This is a genomic window from Acinetobacter sp. BSP-28, from assembly GCF_044130285.1.
GTDB lineage: Bacteria > Pseudomonadota > Gammaproteobacteria > Pseudomonadales > Moraxellaceae > Acinetobacter.
On sequence record NZ_JBIQOB010000009.1, the window covers coordinates 128,035 to 152,539 of the forward strand.

The window sequence follows — 24,505 nt, forward strand, 5'->3', positions numbered from 1 at the left end:
TACAAATATTAGGTGCTACTATATTGAAGTTTTCAACATTTCGCACCTGATTATTGTCAAAAAATTACTCCGTTTGACTATTTTTTTTCACTTTAAACCATTGTGCATACAATGCCGGTAAAAAGAACAGAGTCAACAGGGTCGCGACAATCAAGCCCCCCATAATGGCAACAGCCATTGGACCAAAGAAAATACTGCGTGATAATGGAATCATCGCCAGTACTGCGGCCAAGGCAGTCAGCACAATCGGACGGCAACGACGCACAGTTGCATCAATAATGGCATTCCATGGATCATGTCCAGCCTGTATATCCTGTTCAATCTGGTCAATCAGGATTAAAGAATTGCGCATGATCATGCCAGACAGTGCAATGGTTCCCAGCATCGCGACAAAACCAAAAGGTTTATTGAACAATAACAGAAACAGTACCACCCCAATCAGACCCAATGGTGCCATTAACAGCACAATCGTGGCGCGTGACATACTCTTGAGCTGAATCATCAGCAAGGTCATCACCACTGCCAGGAAGAACGGCATACCGGCATTGACCGAGCGTTGTCCACGTGCAGACTCTTCAACCGTACCACCCACCTCAATCAGATAACCGCTTGGCAATTCGGCACGCAGTTGATCCATTTTATCGGCAAGTTCCCCCACCACGGTTGCAGGCTGCAACTTGGTCTGAATATCGGCACGCACGGTAATGGTCGGTAAACGGTTACGATGCCAGATTAGACCATCTTCAAAGCCATATTCAATTTTGGCAATTTGCGCGAGTGGTACAGAACCGCCATTTGATGTCGGTACCGCCAGACTGGATAAGGACTCGACATTGACCCGTTCATTTTGATCACCACGCAAACGGATTTCAATCAGTTCACGTTTTTCACGATACTGATTGATGGTTGCCCCGCTGATGGAACTATTCAGGAATTGTGACAAATCTAAAGTCGATACGCCCATTTGACGGGCACGGTCCTGATCAATATTCAAATGAATGGTCTTGCTTGGCTCGCCCCAGTCCAGATGGACATTGGTGCTATTCGGATTCTCTGCAATGACGGCCGAAACTTTATATGCCCACTGACGCACCAAATTCAGGTCTTCCCCTGAAACGCGGTACTGCAATGGATAACCTACCGGCGGACCATTTTCCAGTAACGAAACCCGGGTACGTACATCTGGCAGTAATTTGCGGATTTCCTGATCTAAAGATTTACGGATTTCATCGCGATCCTCCAGAGAGGAAGCCAAGACTACGAACTGGGCAAAACTGGCTTGTGGCAGCTGCTGATCCAGCGGTAAATAGAAACGGGTTGAACCCGTACCGACATAAGCCACATAATTATCGATGCCTTCTTTGGTCGACAAGAATTTCTCGACTTTCTTCACTGCATTTTCTGTTGCCGTAAGTGAGGCACCTTCTTCCAGTTTTAAATCGACCAGAATTTCAGCACGGTTGGACGGCGGAAAGAATTGCTGGGGTACCAGTTTAAACATCAGCACCGACAGCACAAAAATACCCACCGTGGTTGCAATCACGGTTTTACGGTAGGTTATACACTTACTCACCCAGCCTCTAAATTTTTGATAAAACCTGCTTTGATAAGGGTCATGATGCTCACCGGCATGATGCACGACCGGCTGAGGTTCCGGCTGCTTGCGCAAACGGGCCCATAAGCGCTGATACCACGGTGCTTTTTGGATCAGATCCTGATTAAAATCGGGTAGCAGTTTATCTCCCAGATACGGTACAAACAGTACCGCTGCAAACCATGACACCACCAGGGCAATGGTCACGACCTGGAAAATGGAACGGGTATATTCACCCGTACTGGAGGCTGCAGTGGCAATCGGCAAAAAGCCTGCTGCGGTAATCAGGGTTCCCGTGAGCATTGGAAAAGCCGTGGTTTTCCAGGCAAAACCTGCGGCTTCGAGCCGGCTATAGCCCTGCTCCATTTTAATGGCCATCATTTCAATGGCAATAATGGCGTCATCGACCAGCAGACCCAATGCGAGAATTAAAGCGCCCAGTGAAATTTTATGCAGCCCGACATCAAATAAATTCATGCCGGCAAAAGTCATGGCCAGCACCAGTGGAATGGAGAATGCCACCACCAGACCGGTACGGAAACCAAGTGAGAAGAAACTGACCAGCAGGACGATAATTACCGCTTCTGCCAGCACTTTCATGAATTCGTTGACGCTGCGTTTAACCGCAACTGGCTGATCAGAAACCTTTTTCAGTTCCATGCCCAAAGGCAAAGATTTTTGCAAACGGGCAAATTCGGTCTCTAAATTTTTCCCTAAAGCCAGAATATCTCCACCTTTGCGCATCGAAACGGCAATGCCAATGCCGTTTTCACCCATAAAGCGCATACGTGGTTGAGCCGGTTCGCTAAAGCCGCGATAGATCTCGGCAACATCTCCCAATTGAATGGTTTTGCCTGCGACCAGGAGTGGCATTTGCTTGAGTTCATCAACACTTTGCAGCTGGCCGCTGACCCGCATCTGAATGCGATCCGTCCCTGTTTCAAAGAACCCGGCACTGGCCATGGTATTTTGCTGTTGTAGCGCTTGCTGAATGGCCGTGACCGGAATGCCGAGTTGTGCCGCTTTGGTATTGGACAGTTCAATCCAGATTTTCTGGTCTTGCAGGCCCACCAGATTGACTTTCGCAACGTCCTTGACGCGCTGTAACTGCAACTGCAACCGGTCGGCATATTCCTTCAATACGGCATAGTCATAATCTTTGCCGGTCAAAACATAAATATTTCCGAAGGTATCGCCAAATTCATCGTTAAAGAAAGGGCCTTGCACACCATTCGGCAGTTGCTGTTTGATATCCCCCACTTTTTTACGCACCTGATACCAGACATCTGGAATTTGACTGGAGCGCAACGAATCTTTGGCGACAAAAGTCACCAGTGATTCACCGGGACGCGAATAGGCCATGATGCGTTCATAGTTACCGGTGCTCATCAATTCCTTTTCAATGCGATCCGTCACCTGCAAGGACACTTCTTGCGCTGTTGCTCCCGGCCAGTAAGTCTGGATCACCATAACCTTAAAGGTAAACGGTGGATCTTCACTTTGTGCCAGCTTGGAATAGGACACGATTCCGACGATGCCCAGCAGCAGCATGAAATAAAGGATCAAGCCTTTATTTTTCAGTGCCCATTCAGACAGGTTAAAGTTCATGCCTAAATTCATGATACAGCTCCTGGCTGAATTTTCACGGCACGATTTTCTCGGTCAATCGGCTGGATTTTCTGTTTTTCACGCAATAAATGCACCCCGCCAATCACCACATAATCATCAACCTTTAAACCGGATAAGACTGGTACGCTGTCACGACCGTAAGCACCTAAAGTCACCGCAACTTTGTGTATGGTCTGATCCGGTTTCACCACCCAGACATAGGCCTGCTGACCATTGGCCGAAACACTGGACAAAGGCACACTGAGTACATTGTTTTGAGTATTGTTAAAAAATACCCGCGCACTTTGACCCAGCTGAATAGCCGCATTACCTTCACGCAAAGCGACTTTGACACTAAAGGTTCTGGACTGATCGGCTGCCGGAGAAATCTCGCGCACATAGCCTGCAAATTTGTCTTCAGGTTTGGACCATAAAGTCACCCATGCCGCCTGTCCGACTTTAATCTCTGAAATCGCCTGTTCCGGTACCCCAATCACCACTTCACGATCACCGGCAATCGCTATTTGATACGCTGCCTGCCCAGCCGAAACCACCTGTCCCACTTCAATATTACGTGCCGTAATTACCCCATTTTTATTGGCAATCAACTGGTTATAACCGGTTTGGTTACTGCTGACTGCATAATTGGATTGCGCCTGTTTCAGTGCGGACATGGCAGATTTATATTGGTTTTCAACGGCATCATATTGTGAGCGACTCACGGCATTGATCGGCAGCAACTGTTTAAAGCGTTTCAATTCATCTTCGGCAATCTGTGCCGCAGATTGCGCACTTTCCAGTTGAGCCTTTGCCGCATTCAGTTGCAGCTGCGCATCTTTCACATCCAGTTTTGCCAACACCTGGCCAACTTTGACCTGATCACCTACATCGACATAACGTTCAGTAATTTGTCCAGCGACCCGAAATGCCAAAGCAGTTTGCTGGCGGGCCTGTACATCTCCAGCATAGCTTTTCTGCTCATTATGGCTACTGTTGGGCTGAGTCACCATGACAAACGGGACGTGTTCTGCTTCGGTTGCATCCGTGCTGCATCCCGTTAAGGTCACACTGCAAACGATGATCATGCTGGCAACGGCAATCTTGATTGTGCTCATGAAGTTCGCTCTTATTTAAAAATGTTTTTTAGGGCAAAATAAGGTGTATCTTAAATTGATCGTTTTTTAATTAATATACTTGGTGGTACATTAATTATAACTCTCAGGTCAAATCAATGACCTTTTTCATTTTTTTGGAAAAAATTGTGCAAATAAACGTTGGTCGCCCCAAGGACCTGGAAAAACGTCAGCGGATTTTAAATGCGGCAAAATGCTTGTTTTTGAAATCTGGCTATCATGGTTCCAGCATGAATCAGATTGCCCAGGAAGCTGGGGTTACCAAGCTGACGGTTTATAATCATTTTCAGGACAAAGCCAATCTCTTTGTCTGTGCCATTGTTGCCACATGCGAGGAATTACTCAGTGCTCGCCCCTTAAACCTGCAAGCCGACAGTAATTTTTATCAAGAATTTGTGCATGCCTGTGAGCTGGCCCTCAATATCACGAATTTGCCTGAAGCCATCAAACTGGAACGCTTATTGGTGGAACTGGCGGCGGAACAAAATCCACTGGCACAGACATTTTATAATGCCTGCCATCTGCGTATGAATGCGCTGTGGGAAAACTTTTTTCAGCAGGCCATCGAATTGGGCTTTATTCAGCCAGAAGCATTAAAAAACCTGACCTTACTGATCCTTTCTTTACTGTTGGGCATGCGTCATCATGAAGTCTTGCTGGGTATTCGGGCTGTGCCAACGGCTGAAGAAAGGCAGCAGATTATTGCCAACAGCATTGAATTATTTATGCTGAAATATCAAAAAAAGACCTAGATATCGCTATTGTCCCATAGTTTAATTTAAGCAAACTTTAGCTGCATGAGTGTGGCAGGGATGCCACACGTTACCCACCCTTGCGCTGCATTTTAAAGCAGTGCTTAAAACTGGCTCAGGACGTTGTGTGTGGGTCACAAAGGCTTTTCTTGCGAGCTCAAAATATATTTTGAGGTTCTCATTTTGACCTCTCAAAAGTAAGATTTCCCCTCCACAAACACCTTTCAATTTCATTAAGAAGTTGCGGCAGTGAAAGCTTCTAACCTAAAGAAGATGATTTTAATTTTAAAGTTACTATTTTCAAAAAATAAAAGGATCTGGCATAAAGATAATAGGATAGTAGTGACCTCAACCTTTTTTCTTTTATTTTCCTAAATGCTGCAAAGGCACATGAATTGCTAGTTTTAACAGCAACAGATTACATACTTTTGTATGCCTCCTACTTGGAATGTCATTAAATCCGGGTATATTCAAAAGAGAAGCCTAGGAGAATGAAAAAAATGATTCAACAAATTGATGCTCCACTGCGTGAGGACGTACGCTTACTTGGGAACCTACTGGGAGAAACCCTTAAGGAACATGCAGGACAAGATTTGTTTAATCAGGTTGAACAAATTCGTGCGCTATCCAAAGGCGCACGCGATGGCCAGATTGAAGCAGAAAAACAATTGGAACAACTTTTTTTAAGTCTGGAAGATGATGAAATTCTTCCACTGACCCGTGCATTCACCCACTTTCTGAATTTTGCCAATATTGCGGAACAGTACAATGTGGTGCGCAGTCGCCGTCAAAGCGAATTCGATGAAAATGCCCCTTCTCCCAATCCGCTCGATCACCTGTTTCAAAAGTTTAAAGATCACGAAATTTCGGCCGACACCTTATTCAAGCAAATCTGTGAACTGAAAATTGAACTGGTCCTGACTGCACATCCGACCGAAGTCAGCCGCCGCACCCTAATTCAAAAATATGACGATATTAATGACTGCCTGTTTAAGGCCGATCAGCAAAAACTGACCCCACGTGAACGTAAAACTGTACTGGAAGAACTCAAACAGCTGATTTGTTCCGCCTGGCAGACTGATGAAATCCGCCAGCACCGTCCTACCCCAATCGATGAAGCGAAATGGGGCTTTACCACCATTGAACAAACGCTGTGGAATGCGATACCCAAATTCATCCGCGAACTGGATGAAATGGTCGAAGAGCACTGTGGTCAACGCTTACCCTTAACCGTTGCTCCGGTCCGATTTGCCTCATGGATGGGTGGTGACCGCGACGGTAACCCGAATGTCACGCATAACATTACCCAGGAAGTACTGTGGTTATCGCGCTGGAAAGCGGCAGATTTATACCTGCGTGATATTGAAGACTTACGCTGGGAGCTGTCGATTCAGAACTGCAGCAATGAACTGATGCAGGCACTGGGTCACAGCCACCCCGAACCCTACCGTGAATATTTGCGTGATACCCGTGAGCGTTTAAAAGCCACCCGTCACTGGTTAGCAGAAAAATTGCGCGGTGCAGATGCCGATGACAGTCGTGTCATCAAAAGCAAAGATGAATTATTGCAACCTTTATTGCTGTGCTACCGCTCACTGATTGCCTGCAACCTGCCTGAAATTGCCAATGGCAAACTGCTGGATTTTATCCATCGCGTTAACTGCTTTGGCATTGAACTGCTAAAACTGGATATCCGTCAGGAATCCGGACGTCACCGCCAGGCCATTTCAGCGATTACCGAATATTTAGGTCTGGGCAATTTTGAAACCTGGACCGAACAGGCCCGTCAAAATTTCTTGCTGCAAGAATTGCAAAGCAAACGTCCGTTGTTGCCTAAACATTTGAATGAGCCAAAACAGAGCCTGATTGAGCATCCTGATGTACAGGAAGTCTTTGCCACCATGCGAACGCTGGCAGAACAGCCGGAAGAAAGCCTAGGTGCTTATATTATTTCCATGGCGGAATATCCGAGTGATGTACTCGCGGTATTACTGCTGCAAAAAGAAGCCGGCATCAAACATCCGCTTCGTGTAGTGCCTTTATTTGAAACGCTGAAAGATCTGGATGGTGCAGCCAATACCATGAACACCCTGTTCAATATGCACTGGTACAAACAGCATATTCAGGGCAAGCATGAGGTTATGATTGGCTATTCTGATTCTGCCAAAGATGCCGGATTTATGTCCGCCAACTGGGCACAGTATCGTGCACAGGAAGAACTCACTGCAGTGGCAAAAAAACATGCCGTGCAACTCACCCTGTTCCATGGCCGCGGCGGTTCGATCAGCCGGGGTGGTGCACCGACCCAGCAAGCCCTATTTTCACAACCGCCAGGCTCGATTTCCGGTGCCATCCGTGTGACCGAACAGGGGGAAATGATCCGCTTCAAATTTGGTCTGGAAGGCATTGCGCTGCAAAATCTGGAAATTTATACCGCTGCCACTTTAGAGGCGACCTTACTGCCACCACCCGTACCTAAGGATGAATGGCGTGAGTTGATGCACAAAATGACTGATTTATCGGTACAGGTCTATCGTCAAACCGTGCGTGAAAACCCGCATTTTGTGAAATACCTTCGTACTGTTACACCAGAACTTGAATTGCAAATGCTACCGCTGGGTTCACGACCGGCAAAACGGAAGGTCAGCGGTGGAATCGAGTCTTTACGTGCCATTCCCTGGGTATTTGCCTGGACCCAAATCCGTTTGATGCTTCCAGCCTGGCTAGGTACGGGTGCTGCAATTAACCAGGTGATTGATCAGGGGCAAAAAGACTTGCTGGATGAGATGCTGCAGCAATGGCCGTATTTCCAGACCCTGATTGATATGCTGGAAATGGTACTTTCTAAAGCCGATGGTCATGTGGCACTCTATTACGAATCACATTTGACCGATGACGAAGATTTAAAAGTCTTGGGCAATGAACTGCGCCAACGCTTAAAAGATGCGGTACAAACCTTGTTGGCATTAAAAGGTGAATCACAGCTATTGAGCAGTAACGATGTACTGGATCAGTCCATGAAAGTACGTAAACCGTATTTATTGCCGCTACATTTATTGCAGGCTGAACTGATGAAACGCCGCCGTCACTATTTAGCCGAACGTCAGGCGGAACATACCCCTGTCGATCATGCTTTGATGGTGAGTATTGCCGGAATTGCCGCAGGACTGCGCAATACGGGATAAGCCTATTTATTCTTAAGACCAGCACACTCAAGCAGTGTGCTTTCTTTGACCATATGATCAATTTTTCAATATTTTTTTATAAATGAAATAAGAAAAATTTATGATAAATCAATGGCACAATTGAAGATATTAACTATTGATTTCACATTATTTTTAAATACAAAAACTTTTACCATGCGGTAAAAATATTTGAAAAGTCAGGGCATTAGTTTAAACAAAATTTTGTTGCAGCGATTAAATCTTATAAAAAAGAAGCGTATGATGTGCACAATTTATCTTTAGAGTGCTCAAAAAATGCCCAATTGGTTTCCCAAATGGCGCCCGTACGAAGGCAGTATCGATGCACGTCCTGTAGGTACCAATGAATACCTTCCACCTGCACAAAGCGTTGTTTTGGGCGTACAACATGCTTTTGCCATGTTTGGGGCGACTGTACTTGCACCCTTCCTGATGGGTTTTGATCCAAACCTGGCTATTTTAATGTCAGGCATCTGTACCATTCTGTTTTTCCTAATGACCGGTGGTCGTGTACCGAGTTATCTGGGTTCCAGCTTTGCCTTTATTGGTGTGGTGATTGCGGCAACGGGTTATGCCGCTTCGGGTACAGGCGCAGCAAATGCCAATCTGGCCCTGGCCGCTGGCGGCATCATGGCCTGTGGCGTGCTTTATGCCATTTTTGGCTTTATTGTGATGGCTACCGGCACCAAATGGATTGAAAAACTCATGCCACCTGTAGTAACGGGTGCTGTCGTGATGATCATCGGCCTGAATCTGGCACCAGTGACGGTTAAAGGCGTGGCGGGTAATAACTTTAATATGTGGATGTCACTGGTCACCGTGATGTGCATGGGCTCGATTGCGGTATTTACCAAAGGCCTGCTGCAACGTCTGCTGTTATTGATCGGTTTATTACTGGCTTACCTGATCTATTATATTGTTTCCAATGTGATGGGGCATGGCACGCCAATTAATTTCGCTCCGATTCAACAGGCAGACTGGTTTGGTATTCCAACCTTCCACTCACCTGTATTTGATGCCAATGCCATGCTGATTATTGCACCGATTGCCTTGATTTTAGTGGCTGAAAACCTGGGGCATATTAAAGCGGTAGGTGCCATGACTGGTGAAAACCTTGATCCGCACATTGGCAAAGCCTTTGTTGCCGATGGTCTGGCAACGACTTTATCGGGTGGTGTCGGTGCTCCGGGGATGACCACGTATGGTGAAAACATTGGCGTGATGGCAGTAACGCGTGTCTATTCGACTATAATTTTTGTCTTTGCCGGTATTTTTGCAGTTTTCTTGGGACTTTCACCAAAATTTGGTGCCATTATCCATACCATTCCGACTGCCATCTTAACCGGTGCATCGATTGTGGTCTTCGGTTTAATTACCATTGCCGGTGCGAAAATCTGGATTGAAAACAAGGTTGATTTCTCTAAAAACAAAAACCTGATGGTTGCAGCAGTTACAATTATTTTAGGCACTGGTGACTTTGCCCTGCAATTCGGCAACTTTAACCTGGGTGGTATTGGTACTGCGACTTTTGCAGCCCTCATCCTGAACTGGTTCTTTAGCCTGGGCGATAAATCATAAGTATAAATACACATTTTTAGGCAGCCTCAAGGCTGCTTTTTTTATGTTTGATGCCGCGGAAATTTTAGTATGATGAGTTAAATTTCACAGAACAGACTCGGCAGATGCGTCTCGACTTTTTTGATTTGCAACTCTTCTTGAATATTGTAGATACGGGCAGTTTGACCAAAGGTGCCGAGCGTTCTGCCATTTCCCTACAAGCCGCCAGTGAACGGATTAAAAAAATCGAACAGCAGTTTGCGGTGCATTTATTTACCCGCCATGCTTCCGGAGTCAAGCTCACTCTCGCCGGCCAGGTGTTTACCACACAGGCTCAGATGCTGATGCATCAAGCTCAACAATTGCAACAACAGATGCTGCCCTTCGCTACAGGCTCGCAAAGTGAAATGACACTGTGGTGTAATTCCTCTGCACAAAGTGAATATCTTCCCCTGCTTTTGCCTCCCTATTTGCTTGAAAACCCCAATATCCAGATTGATTTAAAAGAAGCGGAAAGTAACGATATTATTCAGGCACTGGAAAATGGCAGCGCCCAACTCGGCTTAATTTCAGGTTTTTTTAATTCAAAAAAATTACAGACACTCGAGTTTTCCGATGATCCCCTAGTACTGATTTGCCCCATGCATCACGAACTGCAGCAGCAATCTTCCCAGCAATTAGTCGATGTGCTGAATTATCCCTTTGTGGGTTTGATGCAATATCACTCCCTACAGCAATCGATTGAAACACAGGCCAAATTACTCGGCTGTGCGATTCAGTACCGTTTACGTTTACCCAATTTTGCTGCGATTGCCCAGGTGGTTGCCAATGGTGTGGGGATTGCCATTATGCCGAAACGCGCGGCTAATCGTTTAGAGTCGGTTTATTCTTTTCGGCAAATTGAACTGACTGGAAATTGGGCCAATCGCAAGCTGTTATTGGCAGCGAAAAATTTTGATGCCTTGCCAGTCGCTTATCAGCATTTCAGCCAGTTTTTAGTTTCCCATAAATCCAGATTATTGAGTTAAAACTGATTTTTTCAGACAATTTTAGTGATAACTTTAGATCAGGCCAAACTGGTGTAGCACCATATAACAACCAAAAATCACCAGGCCACAAAAGAACAGCTTACGAAATTTTTGTTCCGGAATGCGATAGCGGATTTTGGTTCCCACCCACATTCCCAGTAATGCTGGAATAAGAGCAATCAGTGACATCTTATAATCCATCGGGATATTTTCCACCGGATTTTGATGCAGAAATACCGCCAGACAAATCGTTGAGGTGGTGAAAGCCAAACCGAGCGACTGCACCAGATCATCACGTTTGAGATGCAGGGATTGCAAGTAAGGCACCACAGGAATGACGACCACACCGGTAGCGACCGTCAGTGCCCCGCCCAGATACCCCATAATGGGAGACAACCATTTTTCATGCCGGGTAAAATTGGGCATGTTCTTGGCAAATAAACCATACAAACCATACAAGGCCAGCATTCCGCCGAGCAGTGCTTCACTTTGAAATTTACCCTGTCCAAGGGTAGTAAAAATACTCCAGATTGAACCAACCACAATACCCAAGAGTAGCGGCCAAAAACGGCGAACCAGTTTCAGTACATTCCCTTCGGCAAACAGTTGCCAAAAATTGGTGACCATAGAGGGAACAATAAGTAAGGTGGCTGCGTGAAAGGGACTGATAAAAATCGTCAGCAAGCCCATGGAAACGGCAGGTAAACCCAAGCCAATGGTGCCTTTAATCATGCCTGCAATGGCAAATACCCCAATTACAAAGCCAACCATATGGAGCCCCCTTTAAATCTTCAGCTGATCATAGGCGACTCAAACAAATTTAAAAATCACTGTTTTCCAGAGTAAGCCTCAAGCAAAAATTGAGGCTGTTTGATGCGGCAATGTTAAAAATATGGACTATAAATATGACAAAATGTTAATTACTGATTAATAATTGAGCAACTAATTGCACGTTTACATAAAAATTCCATCAATTAATAACACATTATTAAGTTTTACTTAACTGTATGATTTGTGAGCTATCTTATACTCATTTTATGTCCTGATTGCGGCAAATTCAGCGCTTTTCTCGCCCCAAATTGGTTATTTTTTATGCTAAAACAGGTGGATTTTCAAACAAAACCTCTTTAAAGTACGCGCTTCGCATGAATGGGCTATGTAATAACATTGCATTTGCACCATTGAGAGAAAAAATATTCGGGTTTTAGTTCTGAAAAATGCTGTCTATTTTTTCTAAAAGTAATTGAAGATAAGGTAGAGATTTAAGAATGATTTATGATGGATATCATAGCAATATGATTAATGCTGCGGATCAGAATACTGCGGTAATCTCCCAAAATTTCCAGAAAAACCAAGCAGGTTCAGGCGCTAAAAATTACAAAAATAAAGGCATTCCCTATCTGGATATACGTAAATTCACCCAGAAGTTACATAGCATGTCGTCAGCGACCAGTACCAAAAAATGTGCGCGAAGCATCCGCATTGCACTACAGTCGGCTGGTGCCCGAATTTTGAATCATCCTGTGGCAGCTGCAGATTGGGGAAATACGCTCCAGACCATTGGCTATAAAAAAATCAATCCTTCTTTTGATAATCCACAAGAAGGGGATATTTATATTATCAATAGAACCCAAAAGCATATTTATGGGCATATTGCTGCCTATACCGGCCGTCAATGGGTTTCTGATTTCCGCCAAAACAGCCACGCAGTTTATAAGAATGATCGCGTGAGTTATACCTATTACCGACTGGTGTAATAGACAGACTTCAGCAAAAAGACACTTTCTCTAGGTGTCTTTTTTATATTTATTAACAACTTATAAAATTAAGGACGAAATTCCCGCAATTCACGTTGAATAAAACGCTGGATCATTTCACGATATAAGTGTTCGACCAGATCTGGATCGGTTCCCAAATCTAGTGCTTGTGCACGTACTTTCTGAATGACCTGCTCTACCCGTTCAGGGGATTGCACGTCTTGTACAGTACGTTTAAAACGAGCAGCCTGATCGACATAAAATTGACGCGTGGCAATCATTTCAATCAGTGCGGTATCAATCGCATCAATCTGTGCACGGGCTTGTTCTAAAGACTCACATTTCTCTTTCTTCATCTTTGCTATCATCATTTTCACTTTTATATTGGTCTTCTAAAACATTACTAAAAATACTTTCAATCATCCAGACCCGGTACAAGCTATTAAACACATAGCTTTGACCATCAATGCGCAGTTCGAGCACAGGAAAATCGGGCTGAGACTTCATTTCACAGAGTATGTCATTTTCTTTTAATTTGGCAGTAATATCTTCATCGCTTAGTTCATTGATTTCTAAATCACGCTGCAACTGATCAAAATGTGATTTAAACGACAGGTCCTTTCCTTTAGTCCATACCGCCTGCAAAATGCTGTACATTGCTTCCACGCGCTGCTCTTCAGGCACACTATAAAACAGTTGTGCCATCTTGAACGTCGCTTGCTGGGTGGGACGGCAAAATGGGGTAAATTTGACTTCTGTACGTTTGGACAGACGGGTCGCCAAACTCCAGTCAAACAGATCACGTCCATGATAAGACAGCGGGTAAACATTCAGGTGAATATTATAAAAATTGGCCAGTTCTTCTTTAATGTAGGCCAATAATAGCCAGGAAATCGGATCTTCCAGGGCAATATATAAATCCAGTTCCGGATCGAGGGCCTGAATTTCATTCAGTTCTTCGGCATCACTAATCAGGTGTTCTCGCCATTCGATATGGTTAATCAGGAAGATCGGATTGCCGGTAAGTAATTTTTGTTGTTTTAAACGGCGGGTCAGGCGCAGCAAATCATCCACCGCATGATAGTTGCGCTCTCCAAATTCAAAGTAGCTAACCAAAACTTCGTCATCGTTAAAAATTCGTTCCGGAAAGTTTTGCGCTTGATGATGGCGGCTGGCCATGGCGTGCAAGGTACGTAATTTCCCATACTGTTTTTGCCACAGCATGTGGAATACATCTTCGAGTAAATAAAGGAAATCTTGACCGCGTAACGGCGTATTGCGAAGGATGGTTTCTGCTTGAGCGATGGCCTCAAGTGGCGGTTGTTCCGGGGTTTCATGAAAACTAAAACGATGCTGTTTGGATAGAATTTTGGCATCATTCAGGCAGTAATTTTGCCACTCCATTTTCGACATATTGTTGGGGGGTTCTGCCGTGCGACTGGAAATGACCACCTTTAGGGGTTTAATTTCATCACTTAAGATTTCTTCAAGTTCAGGTAACTGCTGTGCAGCCAGATAACTATAGACATCATCCAGACGTAAGTGGATGGTTAAACCCTGCTCCGTAGATAACACCACCTGACGAGTCGGTTTTTGGTAAAACCAACTCGATCGAAGTGGATCAAACCAACGGCGTAACAGTGACATGAGATCAGCCTCGAAAAAAAACCCTTGTGTACTACAAGGGTTTATAACAATTTGTTAGGTAATGATCAATTATACATCTAAATTTAGATCGGTCACTGCCCCTTTTTCAGCACCTGTAGTCAATTTAGCAAACTTCGCTAAAGCGCCATAGCGATAATTCGGTTCAGGCTTGACCCAGGCCGCTTTACGCGCTGCCAGCTCTTCATCGGAAATATGCAGCGTCATCTCTCGGGTTTCAGCATTAATGGAAATTTTATCGCCATTTTTGACCAGACCAATCGGCCCGCCTTCATAGGCTTCAGGAGTGACATGACCAATCACAAAACCATGGCTACCACCAGAGAAACGACCATCTGTGAGTAGTGCGACTGATTTTCCTAAACCTTTTCCAATAATGGCTGAGGTCGGTTTCAGCATTTCCGGCATACCTGGTCCGCCTTTAGGCCCTTCGCCACGAATCACCACCACTTCACCTTCCTGCACTTCACCATCCAGAATACCGCGCATGGCACCAATTTCGCCTTCAAATACACGTGCCGGTCCTTCAAAATACAGCCCTTCTTTACCGGTAATTTTTGCCACGGCACCTGTAGGCGACAAGTTGCCTTTCAATACCACCAGATGGGAGTCTTTTTTGATCGGTGCATCAAATGGCAGAATAATTTGCTGCCCTTCTGGATAATCTTCAACATCGGCCAGATTTTCCGCCAAGGTTTTACCGGTTACGGTCAAGCAAGAACCATCCAGCATCCCTGCATTCAGCATACGCTTCATTAAAGGTTGAATACCGCCAATCGCAATCAGTTCCGACATCAGGTATTTTCCTGATGGACGCACATCTGCCACCACAGGAATGTCTTTACCAATGCGCACGAAATCATCCAGGGTCAGTTCCACCCCTGCGGTATGTGCCATCGCCAGCAGATGCAGTACACCATTGGTTGAACCACCGAGAGCAATCAGCACTTTAATCGAGTTTTCAAACGCTGCTTTGGTCATGATGTCACGCGGTTTAATGTCCAGACGTAGCAGGTTCATCACCGCTTCACCTGCACGCAGACAGTCAATTTTTTTCTCTTCTGAAACTGCTTCCTGCGCTGATGAACCCGGTAAGCTCATGCCTAAAGCTTCAATTGCGGAAGCCATCGAGTTGGCGGTATACATACCACCACAAGAACCCGGACCCGGCAATGCGACTTCTTCAATCTGCTTGACCTGAATTTCGTTAATTTCGCCTTTGGCATGCTGACCCACGGCTTCAAATACCGAAATCATGTCGGTATGGCCAGCACCCGGTTTAATCGTTCCACCATAAATAAACAGACCCGGACGGTTTAAACGCGCCAGCCCCATGATGCAACCCGGCATATTCTTGTCACAGCCACCAATCGCAATCACCCCATCATAAGCCTGACAGCCGACCACTGCTTCAATCGAATCGGCAATAATTTCACGGGAGACCAGTGAGTATTTCATCCCTTCCGTACCATTCGAGATTCCGTCAGAAATGGTAATGGTATTAAAGATAATTCCCTTGCCATTTGCGGCATTCACGCCTCTTTCCACTTCACGCGCCAAGCCATCAATATGCATATTACACGGCGTGACATTGGCCCAGGTTGAGGCAATGCCAATAAAAGGACGGCTAAAGTCTGCATCTTTAAAACCGGTGGCGCGCATCATGGAACGTGCCGGCGCATTTTCAATGCCTTCATAGACGGGGGCGGAATGCTCGCGGATATTATCTTTACTCATTTGTTTCTTCCTTGGCGATGACTGATTTTCAGCTTCAGTCTTTGGCAAATTATTCTGCATTTATTCTATAGAAATAAAACAATGCAATACAGCAATTAACTATTTTCTGACATTTGATATTCACAAAAAAGTAGGTCTGCAAGGCCAGATCAAATCCAATAACTGTTGATTTCATACAGCCTCCGATTATGTGTATTATCTACTTTTCATTGTGTAGGCAAACTTTACTTTTGATGGGCCAAAAATAAACAAAATCCCTTTGTTTGCCCGATATGGCATCCCTGCCATACGGGCAAACGTGCGACATCCTGTCGCATTCCACATATCAACATTTTTCTGAACTTCTATGTTTTGATACTAATAATAAAAAAGCACCCCATCTGGAGTGCTTTTTATTAGTAAAAATCTAAAGCTTAGATTTCACGTACCGCGCCTTTTGCCGCACTTGTCGTATGCATGGCATACGCTTTCAAGGCTTTGGAAATTTTACGTGGACGCTCTTCGACTGGATGCCAGCCTTTCGCTTCTTGCGCTTCACGACGAGCTGCCATGGTTGCATCATCCACAGCTAGGTGGATGGTACGGTTTGGAATATCGATTTCGATTAAATCGCCATCTTCAACCAGACCAATTGCACCGCCTTCAGCCGCTTCAGGTGAAACGTGACCAATAGAAAGGCCTGATGAACCGCCAGAGAAACGACCGTCAGTCAATAAGGCACATTCTTTACCTAAACCTTTCGATTTAAGGTAACTGGTTGGATACAGCATTTCTTGCATACCTGGACCACCGCGTGGGCCTTCATAACGAATCACCACCACATCGCCAGCTTTAATTTCGTTACCCAAAATGGACTCTACAGCCGCATCTTGGCTTTCAAAAACACGTGCTGTACCGTTGAATTTGAGGATAGAATCATCTACACCCGCAGTTTTTACGATACAGCCATCAAGCGCGATGTTGCCGTAAAGTACAGCCAAACCGCCATCTTTCGAGAAAGCATGTTCTGCATTACGGATCACGCCATTTTCACGGTCACCATCTAAACGTGAGTAGTAACGGTCTTGTGAGAATGCAATTTGTGTTGGTACGCCGCCCGGTGCTGAACGGAAGAACTGGTACACCTCTTCATTTTCAGTCCGGATGATGTCCCATTTGTCCAAAGCGTCTTTCAGGGTTGCTTCGTGAACAGTACCTACAGACGTATCCAGCAAGCCAGCACGATCCAGTTCACCCAGGATCGACATGATGCCACCGGCACGGTGCACATCTTCCATATGCACGTCATTTTTCGCAGGAGCAACTTTACACAGTACTGGCACTTTACGAGATAAACGGTCGATATCATCCATGGTGAAATCAACGCCCGCTTCATTTGCAGCAGCCAATAAGTGCAGTACGGTATTGGTTGAACCGCCCATCGCGATGTCCAGTGTCATGGCATTTTCATACGATGCTTTGGTCACCATTGAACGTGGTAATACACTGTAATCGTCCTGTTCATAATGGCGTTTAGCCAATTCAACAATTAACGAGCCTGCACGTTCAAATAATTTTTTACGGTTGGCGTGGGTTGCTAAAGTTGAACCATTACCCGGTAAAGACAGACCCAATGCTTCGGTTAAGCAGTTCATTGAGTTGGCAGTGAACATACCTGAACATGAACCACAGGTTGGGCATGCAGAACGTTCGTATTCAGCCACTTCTTCATCCGTATAGTTGTCATCTGCCGCCACGATCATCGCGTCGATCAGGTCGATGGCTTTGTCGTTGCCGCGGATTTTGACTTTACCCGCTTCCATTGGACCACCAGACACGAATACCACTGGAATATTCAGGCGCATCGCTGCCATCAGCATCCCCGGGGTGATTTTGTCACAGTTGGAAATACACACCATGGCATCGGCACAGTGCGCACTGACCATGTATTCCACCGAGTCGGCAATCAGGTCACGTGAAGGCAATGAATACAGCATGCCGTCATGCCCCATGGCAATCCCGTCATCCACCGCAATGGTGTTGAATTCTTTGGCCACACCACCTGAAGCTTCAATTTGACGAGCCACGAGTTGACCAAGATCTTTTAAATGAACGTGACCTGGAACAAATTGTGTGAATGAGTTGACGACAGCAATAATTGGCTTGCCAAAGTCTTCATCTTTCATCCCAGTTGCGCGCCATAAGCCACGCGCACCCGCCATGTTTCTTCCGTGTGTCGATGTTTTTGAACGATAGTCAGGCATTGTGTTATTCCAACAAAGTTTGTGCTTGAGTTGAATGAGCTCATTCACTCTGGCGAAATCTTACAGATCGAGAGCATGAAATCAGTCGAATTTCCAACCTATCATACACCAAGCCATTGTTTTTCAAGATGGCATTTTCATCTTAGATATGGGTAGATGGGTCTATAATTTGAACTTCGTGATTTGACGACAAAAATCTTTAACTGAAATCTACTATACCGCCATCCCCGGCCAGACAATGCAAAACTTTCATGAATAATTTTTAAATTTTGCATAAGTTTTTTTTATAAAAATAGGCTTCTTCGGTCTGTATTCAGACGCAATTTAGGTGAATAAATGCTTTTGCCTTATAATAGACATCACGTTTATTTGGAAGCTTTTGTGTGAAAATCATCTTTGCGGGTACACCAGAATTTGCCGCCACTGCATTGGCTGCACTGCTAAAAACCGAACATGACATTGTTGCGGCCTATACTCAACCGGACCGCAAAGCTGGACGAGGACAAAAACTCACGGCTTCTGCTGTAAAGCAGCTGGCTTTAGCCAATAATATTCCGGTCTACCAGCCTCTTCATTTTAAATCTTCGACTGAAGAAGGCTTGGCCGCACAGGCAGAATTAGCCGCTTTAAATGCCGACGTGATGGTGGTGGCCGCTTATGGCTTGATTCTGCCGCAAGTGGTACTTGATACACCTAAATATGGCTGCCTGAACATCCATGGTTCACTGTTGCCACGCTGGCGTGGTGCAGCGCCGATTCAGCGTGCCATTGCCACAGGTGATGCTGAAACTGGCGTGACCATTATGAAAATGGCGGCGGGTCTGGACACCGGCGACATGATGTTTAAAACCCTCTGTCCGATTGAAGCAAGCGACACTTCTGCAACATTGCATGACAAACTGGCTGGACAAGGTGCAAGCGCCATTGCAGCTGTTTTAGCATCGGAAGAAAAATTGCAACACTATCTAGCGACCCGTGAAGTGCAAGATGAAGCATTAACTGTCTATGCTCACAAGCTTTCCAAAGCCGAAGCGGAAATTGACTGGTCTATAGATGCTGCACAGATTGACCGCAATATTCGTGCCTTCAATCCGTGGCCAGTGGCATTTATCGTACTCGACGAGAAAAACAACTTGCGGGTGTGGAATTCCAAGTTATCTCATGCTACTGCGGAAAATGCTCAACCAGGTGAAATCATTGCCATTGATAAAGATGGCGTTCATGTTGCCTGTGCAAATAACACGGTCATCACACTGACTGCTTTACAATGGCCGGGCGCTAAACCGCTTAACCCTGTACAAATTTTACAAACCCAAAAACTGACTATTGGACAAATTTTATAATGAAGCAATCTCCCAACGCCTCAGCCAAAAACCTTAATTTACGTGCTCAGGTGGTGAAGACGTTATTGGCTGTCCAAAATGGTCAATCGCTGCAATCTGTGCTGGCGCAGCAAATGAACATCGTGTCAGACAAAGACCGTGCTTTGTTCCATGAATTGGTACTGGGTTGTTTACGTCAATGGCATGCATTGAAACAACTGACTTTACCATTACTCTCTAAACCACTGGACAATCAAGTGGTTGAAACTTGTTTGTACCTCGGTTTATACCAATTGCTGTGCACCCGCGTGGCTGCCCATGCGGCCATTTCAGAAACCGTTGAAGCGACCAAACAATTGGGAATGGAAAGCTTAAGTGGCGTAGTGAATGCGATTTTACGTCGTGCTACACGTGAATCTGAACAATTCTATGACGTGCTTGAACAAGCGACGAATTTACCAAGCTGGTTGTCTAAACGTCTGAAAAAAGACTGGGGCGATCAATTTGCTGAACTCAGCTATGAGCTAAAACAGGTAGCGCCACTGACTTTACGCGTTAACACACGCCAGGTCAGCCGTGACGAATATCTCGACATTCTGGAAGATGAAGGCATCGATGCACATCGCTGCGAAATTTCTGAAGTCGGCATTGTCATGGACGAAAGCCTGCACATTCCAAGTTTACCGGGCTTTGAAGCTGGCGGTTTCTCGGTACAGGATGAACATGCCCAGCTGTGCGCTACTTTATTGCCGAACTTGAATGGCAAAATCGTGATTGATGCCTGCGCGGCACCAGGCGGTAAAACTGCGCACATTTTAGAGAAATATCAGCCGAAAAAACTGATTGCCCTTGATCAGGATGAAAAGCGCTTAAAACGTGTTTCTGAAAACCTGGAGCGTTTGGTTCTCGATGGCAAACATGTCGAAATTGTCGCCGCAGATGCGGTAACCTGGAAGGCACCTGAACTGGCTGATTGCATTGTTTTAGATGCACCGTGTTCAGCGATTGGGGTGATGCGCCGTCATCCAGACATCCGTTTACTGCGTCAATCAACTGATATTGCCAAAACAGTCCAACTGCAAAAACAGATTTTGGACAACATGTGGCAGCAACTAAAAGTCGGTGGCACTTTACTTTACATCACCTGCTCGATTTTAAAAGCAGAAAATGAACAGCAAATGGTCGAGTTCTTTGCTACCCATCCAGATGCCAAAGAAATCAAAATTGAAGCCGACTGGGGCATTGAACAAATCCATGGTCGCCAATTGCTGCCACAAGTGGGCCGTGGCGATGGCTTCTTCTATTGCCGTATCCAGAAAATAGCTTAAGCCATATACTTAAAAAGGAGGGAGCAAAAACCCTCCTTTTTTATTGAGATATGCCATGCTGCCAGGAAGATCGGTGCAAATGGACCCAGACTTGCGGTAGCACCATCGTGGACAGCAGCATGCTCCATTCAAGACACAAGTATTCAAGAAACAAAAAGCCATTATCGTCAATGATAATGGCTTTCTTTTGCAACAGTATGAACTGAAGTATTTAGGGATTTAAAGCGTATGTTGGTCTTTCACTTCTTCCAGCACCTCATCCAGTTCTTCCGGATGTTTCATCAAGTGTAGAATAGATAACACCAATCCGCCCCATAAAAACAGCATCGAGATAATCATCATGACAATTGCTGAAGTATTCATGTTTATTCTCCTAGCGATCTTTCATTCTGGCTAAAACAAACGCCACCACAGCACAGAAAATCACACAGCCCCAGCCAAACAGCCACTGCATACTGATACTATAGTCACCATAGCCTTTTAATAACAAGTTATAAATGGTCATGGCTAATGTAATCAATAAAATCAACGAAGTAATGACCGTTAGGGTAAAATCCCAGCCTTTGCCTAAATGCACGGTTGAAATGGCATTGATGTGATTCCGGATCTCAAGCAAAGCTGAACGCTTAAACCAGGCAATACTGATAATTGAAATTAATGCACCACCAATAATACCGATGTTATTGATGAAATGGTCAATGATATCCACCAGTTTAATCGAATTGACACTGGAGAATAAAACGATAGAAACCAAGGCACTGCCGCCACCAACAATGGTGACCGCTTTTTTACGGCCCCATTTCAGCTTGTCCATCATGGCAGAAATTGGAACTTCCAGAATACTGACCATCGATGAAATACCGGCAACAAACAATGAAGTAAAAAACAGGATACCAAATAAATCCGCACCGGCACCCAGGCTGGAAATGATTTTAGGGAAGGCAATAAAGGCCAGCCCGATACCGCCACTCACCACGTCCTGTACATTGCTGTTCGAGCTATAGGCCATGAAGCCCAGTGCAGCAAAAATACCAATACCGGCCAGAATCTCAGTTGACGCATTGGCAAAGCCGACAATCAAACCTGAACCGGTTAGATTGGTTTTCGGCTTCAGGTAAGACGCATAGGTCACCATGATCCCGAAACCGACGGACAGCGAGAAGAAGGTATGGCCATACGCCGCCAGCCACACTTTATAGTCCATCATGGCTGCCCAGTTCGGGGTAAAGAAGGCATTTAAGCCCTCCACCGCACCCGGCAAACGTAGGGATTGAATCACTAACAGGGTAAATAAAACAAACAATAAAGGCATGAAAATCTTGTTAGAAAGCTCAACGCCTTTTTTCACCCCACCATATAAAATGATTAAGGTGAGTACCCAAATTCCGGCCAGTGGCCAGAAAATATGACTGACAAAACGGGGATCAAAACCTGTTGCCTCTGAAGTCTGCAAATAGGTTTTAAAGAAGAACCCTTCCGGGTCGCTGCCCCACATTTGACCAATCGAGAAATAAACATAACTGCCTGCCCAGGTTAAAACGCTGGCATAATACAAGCCAATAATGATACAGACACTGACTTGCCACCACCCGAGGGTTTCGCCTCCCCGGAATAGCTTACGATAGGCTTTCGGAGGCGAGCCACTGCTACGATGTCCGACCGCATAATCCAGGAATAACAGCGGTAAACCCGCGGTAATTAAAGCAATCAAATAAGGGATAAGAAACGCGCCACCGCCATTTTCATAGGCAACGTATGGAAAGCGCCAAATATTACCTAAACCGACCGCCGATCCGATAGCGGCAATAATAAAGCCGGATCGTGAGGTCCAGTTTTCACGAGAATCTGTCATACAACACCTAAACCTTCGGTATCTTCAGTTACTGCTTGTTATCGGGTTTATATCGCAAGCAAAAAAAAGTACCATTTAAAAATAATTCTTGTGTCTGATTTAGAGGTCACCTTTTGGGTGCAGTATTCTAAATTGCAAACAGATCAGTAAGGATCAAATTTTGCTTAAAAATGTTGATCAATACTCATCCTTTATATGAACTTAACAATACTCACTTTTATAAAAATTTTCTGTAATTTATTTACCAAACATTTCATTTTTATAATCTGTTGAGTTTGAATGCTCATTTAATCGGCTTATTTTTAATCTCTCTTTATTATTGAATAATAAACTTTTGGGAATACGTAAATTACATATAAAAACCTGAAGTTATCTTAAGATGATTCAATCTACTTATTTATATTGTGGGATAATGATTTAAAAATTAAATGCCGCATGGCTTTCTCAACTCATTTGCTAAAGATGAGAGATAAATTTCCTGTAATTTTGAGAAACAACAACAATGCAATTTTTTATCATTCACTATATGATGCGCTGAGTTAAGTCGCTATCCACTGCATTTAAGTCACAAAAAGATTTTCCAAAAATAACAGTTCACATCACTTCAGGATTCTTATGCAATCATTCAAAATTCTTTGCTTAGCCCTAGGACTGGGCGCATTCAACTCCACCCAAGCCGATGTTATTGCGGTTAAAGGCAATATTGATTACTGGCACTACAGTACCGATTTAACCCAACCTGCATCGTTCCTTCCCCAAGCACAACTTGAAGATGATCATGCGCTATCATTCTCGGTTGCACTAGAACATCCGGTGCCATTGTTGCCCAATGCAAAAATCAAACATAGCCATTTACAGGCTGACAGCGATCAAAGTTTTGAAGGTGTAAAAAGCCATCAAGTCGACCTCACTTATACAGATTTCATTCTGTATTATGAAGCGCTGGACAATATTGTCGATGCAGATGTCGGCTTTGGAGCCAAACGTCTAAGCGGAGATATTCTGCAAAACTATACCAACACATTAGATGTCAGTAGTACACTACCGATGCTTTATGCCCAGGCCGGGGTAAACCTGCCCTTTACCGGTTTAAGTGTTCGTGCAGAAGCCAGTTTTGCAGCACTGGATGATGAGCAAATTAGCGATGCTCAAGCAGAACTTAAATATAACTTTATAGATACCATATTGGTCGATGTAGGTGCCAAAGCCGGTTATCGCATTTTAGACATCCAGCTTGAAGAAGGATCAAATGCAGAAACCAAACTTAAATTTAAAGGCCCCTATCTCGGCATAGAAGCGCATTTTTAAAGCAATACTATACGTTTTTACTTACATGAACTGCAGAAAATGAAAGCTATGCATGTGGCTGAGTTCAGATTATATTTAATTCATACACAGAAACAGGATGTTTCGAAATAACAAAAACAATAAAAGTATAAAGCAGCTGGATGCTGAGGTAGAACAGGAGTGATACCTTTAACAAATACGAAAAAGCCTCGACAGGATGTCGGGGCTTTTTTATGTCTGCGTAATAACGTTTAAAGAACTATACACGTAATAAAGCCTACATCTTTTATTCTTCATTTTTAAATTTCCTTTTTTCCTCACATAAAAAAAGCCCCCTGTCCGTTAGGATCAGGGGGCTTTAGAATAATGAGCTGGCGATGACTTACTCTCACATGGGTAATCCCACACTACCATCAGCGCTAAGAGGTTTCACTTCTGA

17 protein-coding genes are annotated in these 24,505 nt (G+C 44.7%); 8 read left to right on the forward strand and 9 right to left on the reverse strand.

Annotated features, from left to right (window positions below):
- Nucleotides 1-64: 64 nt before the first annotated feature.
- Together ACE01R_RS08750 and ACE01R_RS08755 are read right to left on the reverse strand one after the other, a co-directional pair.
- Complete coding sequence (locus tag ACE01R_RS08750) at nt 65-3,202, reverse strand: efflux RND transporter permease subunit (protein ID WP_395550544.1); 3,138 nt, start codon at nt 3,200-3,202, stop codon at nt 65-67.
- An 8-nt stretch (nt 3,203-3,210) separates the two neighbouring features.
- On the reverse strand, nt 3,211-4,317 hold the full coding sequence (locus ACE01R_RS08755; protein ID WP_395550446.1) for an efflux RND transporter periplasmic adaptor subunit: 1,107 nt from the start codon (nt 4,315-4,317) through the stop codon (nt 3,211-3,213).
- Nucleotides 4,318-4,463: 146 nt separating this feature from the next.
- Between ACE01R_RS08755 and ACE01R_RS08760 the strand changes: the two genes are divergently transcribed.
- The 4 genes from ACE01R_RS08760 to ACE01R_RS08775 all read left to right on the forward strand — a co-directional run bounded on the left by ACE01R_RS08760 (nt 4,464) and on the right by ACE01R_RS08775 (nt 10,875).
- Nucleotides 4,464-5,087 (forward strand): TetR/AcrR family transcriptional regulator, encoded by a 624-nt coding sequence (locus tag ACE01R_RS08760; protein WP_395550447.1) that lies wholly within the window; start codon nt 4,464-4,466, stop codon nt 5,085-5,087.
- Nucleotides 5,088-5,587: 500 nt separating this feature from the next.
- The gene (ppc, locus tag ACE01R_RS08765; RefSeq protein WP_395550448.1) at nt 5,588-8,272 is read left to right on the forward strand and encodes a phosphoenolpyruvate carboxylase; all 2,685 of its coding nucleotides are present in this window, start codon (nt 5,588-5,590) and stop codon (nt 8,270-8,272) included.
- A gap of 294 nt (nt 8,273-8,566) precedes the next feature.
- The gene (locus tag ACE01R_RS08770) at nt 8,567-9,868 is read left to right on the forward strand and encodes a solute carrier family 23 protein (protein ID WP_395550458.1); all 1,302 of its coding nucleotides are present in this window, start codon (nt 8,567-8,569) and stop codon (nt 9,866-9,868) included.
- Between the two features lie 104 nt (nt 9,869-9,972).
- The gene (locus tag ACE01R_RS08775) at nt 9,973-10,875 is read left to right on the forward strand and encodes a LysR family transcriptional regulator (RefSeq protein WP_395550466.1); all 903 of its coding nucleotides are present in this window, start codon (nt 9,973-9,975) and stop codon (nt 10,873-10,875) included.
- Between the two features lie 33 nt (nt 10,876-10,908).
- Here ACE01R_RS08775 and ACE01R_RS08780 read toward each other — a convergent pair whose 3' ends face one another.
- Nucleotides 10,909-11,646 carry a sulfite exporter TauE/SafE family protein gene (locus ACE01R_RS08780; RefSeq protein ID WP_395550473.1) on the reverse strand — a complete coding sequence of 246 codons (738 nt, stop codon included), beginning with the start codon at nt 11,644-11,646 and terminating at the stop codon, nt 10,909-10,911.
- Nucleotides 11,647-12,143: 497 nt separating this feature from the next.
- Here ACE01R_RS08780 and ACE01R_RS08785 point away from each other — a divergent pair, with 497 nt between their 5' ends.
- Nucleotides 12,144-12,632 (forward strand): CHAP domain-containing protein, encoded by a 489-nt coding sequence (locus ACE01R_RS08785; protein WP_395550475.1) that lies wholly within the window; start codon nt 12,144-12,146, stop codon nt 12,630-12,632.
- Between the two features lie 68 nt (nt 12,633-12,700).
- Here ACE01R_RS08785 and ACE01R_RS08790 read toward each other — a convergent pair whose 3' ends face one another.
- The 4 genes from ACE01R_RS08790 to ilvD (ACE01R_RS08805) all read right to left on the reverse strand — a co-directional run bounded on the left by ACE01R_RS08790 (nt 12,701) and on the right by ilvD (ACE01R_RS08805) (nt 18,277).
- Nucleotides 12,701-12,988, reverse strand: a complete 288-nt coding sequence (locus ACE01R_RS08790; protein ID WP_092820121.1) for a chorismate mutase — start codon at nt 12,986-12,988, stop codon at nt 12,701-12,703.
- Nucleotides 12,969-14,279 (reverse strand): hypothetical protein, encoded by a 1,311-nt coding sequence (locus tag ACE01R_RS08795; RefSeq protein WP_395550476.1) that lies wholly within the window; start codon nt 14,277-14,279, stop codon nt 12,969-12,971. The genes ACE01R_RS08790 and ACE01R_RS08795 overlap by 20 nt, the downstream gene beginning before the upstream one ends.
- A gap of 69 nt (nt 14,280-14,348) precedes the next feature.
- Nucleotides 14,349-16,034, reverse strand: a complete 1,686-nt coding sequence (gene ilvD, locus ACE01R_RS08800; protein ID WP_395550477.1) for a dihydroxy-acid dehydratase — start codon at nt 16,032-16,034, stop codon at nt 14,349-14,351.
- A gap of 413 nt (nt 16,035-16,447) precedes the next feature.
- Nucleotides 16,448-18,277, reverse strand: a complete 1,830-nt coding sequence (gene ilvD, locus ACE01R_RS08805; RefSeq protein WP_395550478.1) for a dihydroxy-acid dehydratase — start codon at nt 18,275-18,277, stop codon at nt 16,448-16,450.
- A gap of 383 nt (nt 18,278-18,660) precedes the next feature.
- Between ilvD (ACE01R_RS08805) and fmt the strand changes: the two genes are divergently transcribed.
- Complete coding sequence (fmt, locus tag ACE01R_RS08810) at nt 18,661-19,620, forward strand: methionyl-tRNA formyltransferase (protein WP_395550479.1); 960 nt, start codon at nt 18,661-18,663, stop codon at nt 19,618-19,620.
- A complete protein-coding gene (rsmB, locus tag ACE01R_RS08815; RefSeq protein WP_395550485.1) occupies nt 19,620-20,927 on the forward strand; it encodes a 16S rRNA (cytosine(967)-C(5))-methyltransferase RsmB in 1,308 nt (435 codons plus the stop codon). Before fmt ends, rsmB begins: the two co-directional genes overlap by 1 nt.
- A 219-nt stretch (nt 20,928-21,146) precedes the next feature.
- On the opposite strand, the gene ACE01R_RS08820 is transcribed toward rsmB, so the two are convergent.
- Both ACE01R_RS08820 and ACE01R_RS08825 read right to left on the reverse strand, forming a co-directional pair.
- Nucleotides 21,147-21,290 (reverse strand): methionine/alanine import family NSS transporter small subunit, encoded by a 144-nt coding sequence (locus ACE01R_RS08820; RefSeq protein ID WP_086197760.1) that lies wholly within the window; start codon nt 21,288-21,290, stop codon nt 21,147-21,149.
- Nucleotides 21,291-21,300: 10 nt separating this feature from the next.
- Nucleotides 21,301-22,779: a sodium-dependent transporter gene (locus ACE01R_RS08825; RefSeq protein ID WP_395550494.1), complete on the reverse strand. Its 1,479-nt coding sequence runs from the start codon at nt 22,777-22,779 to the stop codon at nt 21,301-21,303.
- A 615-nt stretch (nt 22,780-23,394) separates the two neighbouring features.
- On the opposite strand from ACE01R_RS08825, the gene ACE01R_RS08830 reads away from it, so the two are divergent.
- Nucleotides 23,395-24,087: a TIGR04219 family outer membrane beta-barrel protein gene (locus ACE01R_RS08830; protein WP_395550505.1), complete on the forward strand. Its 693-nt coding sequence runs from the start codon at nt 23,395-23,397 to the stop codon at nt 24,085-24,087.
- The last annotated feature ends 418 nt before the right edge of the window (nt 24,088-24,505 follow it).

Bases quoted from the DNA above. Each gene is read 5' to 3' on its own strand.
- ACE01R_RS08780 (WP_395550473.1), bottom strand. From the start codon at position 11,646: ATGGTTGGCTTTGTAATTGGGGTATTTGCCATTGCAGGCATGATTAAA.
- ACE01R_RS08795 (WP_395550476.1), bottom strand. From the start codon at position 14,279: ATGTCACTGTTACGCCGTTGGTTTGATCCACTTCGATCGAGTTGGTTT.
- ACE01R_RS08830 (WP_395550505.1), top strand. From the start codon at position 23,395: ATGCAATCATTCAAAATTCTTTGCTTAGCCCTAGGACTGGGCGCATTC.
- ACE01R_RS08825 (WP_395550494.1), bottom strand. From the start codon at position 22,779: ATGACAGATTCTCGTGAAAACTGGACCTCACGATCCGGCTTTATTATT.
- ACE01R_RS08755 (WP_395550446.1), bottom strand. From the start codon at position 4,317: ATGAGCACAATCAAGATTGCCGTTGCCAGCATGATCATCGTTTGCAGT.
- ACE01R_RS08820 (WP_086197760.1), bottom strand. From the start codon at position 21,290: ATGAATACTTCAGCAATTGTCATGATGATTATCTCGATGCTGTTTTTA.
- ppc (WP_395550448.1), top strand. From the start codon at position 5,588: ATGATTCAACAAATTGATGCTCCACTGCGTGAGGACGTACGCTTACTT.
- ilvD (WP_395550477.1), bottom strand. From the start codon at position 16,034: ATGAGTAAAGATAATATCCGCGAGCATTCCGCCCCCGTCTATGAAGGC.
- ACE01R_RS08785 (WP_395550475.1), top strand. From the start codon at position 12,144: ATGATTTATGATGGATATCATAGCAATATGATTAATGCTGCGGATCAG.
- ilvD (WP_395550478.1), bottom strand. From the start codon at position 18,277: ATGCCTGACTATCGTTCAAAAACATCGACACACGGAAGAAACATGGCG.
- rsmB (WP_395550485.1), top strand. From the start codon at position 19,620: ATGAAGCAATCTCCCAACGCCTCAGCCAAAAACCTTAATTTACGTGCT.
- ACE01R_RS08750 (WP_395550544.1), bottom strand. From the start codon at position 3,202: ATGAACTTTAACCTGTCTGAATGGGCACTGAAAAATAAAGGCTTGATC.
- ACE01R_RS08790 (WP_092820121.1), bottom strand. From the start codon at position 12,988: ATGAAGAAAGAGAAATGTGAGTCTTTAGAACAAGCCCGTGCACAGATT.
- ACE01R_RS08770 (WP_395550458.1), top strand. From the start codon at position 8,567: ATGCCCAATTGGTTTCCCAAATGGCGCCCGTACGAAGGCAGTATCGAT.
- ACE01R_RS08775 (WP_395550466.1), top strand. From the start codon at position 9,973: ATGCGTCTCGACTTTTTTGATTTGCAACTCTTCTTGAATATTGTAGAT.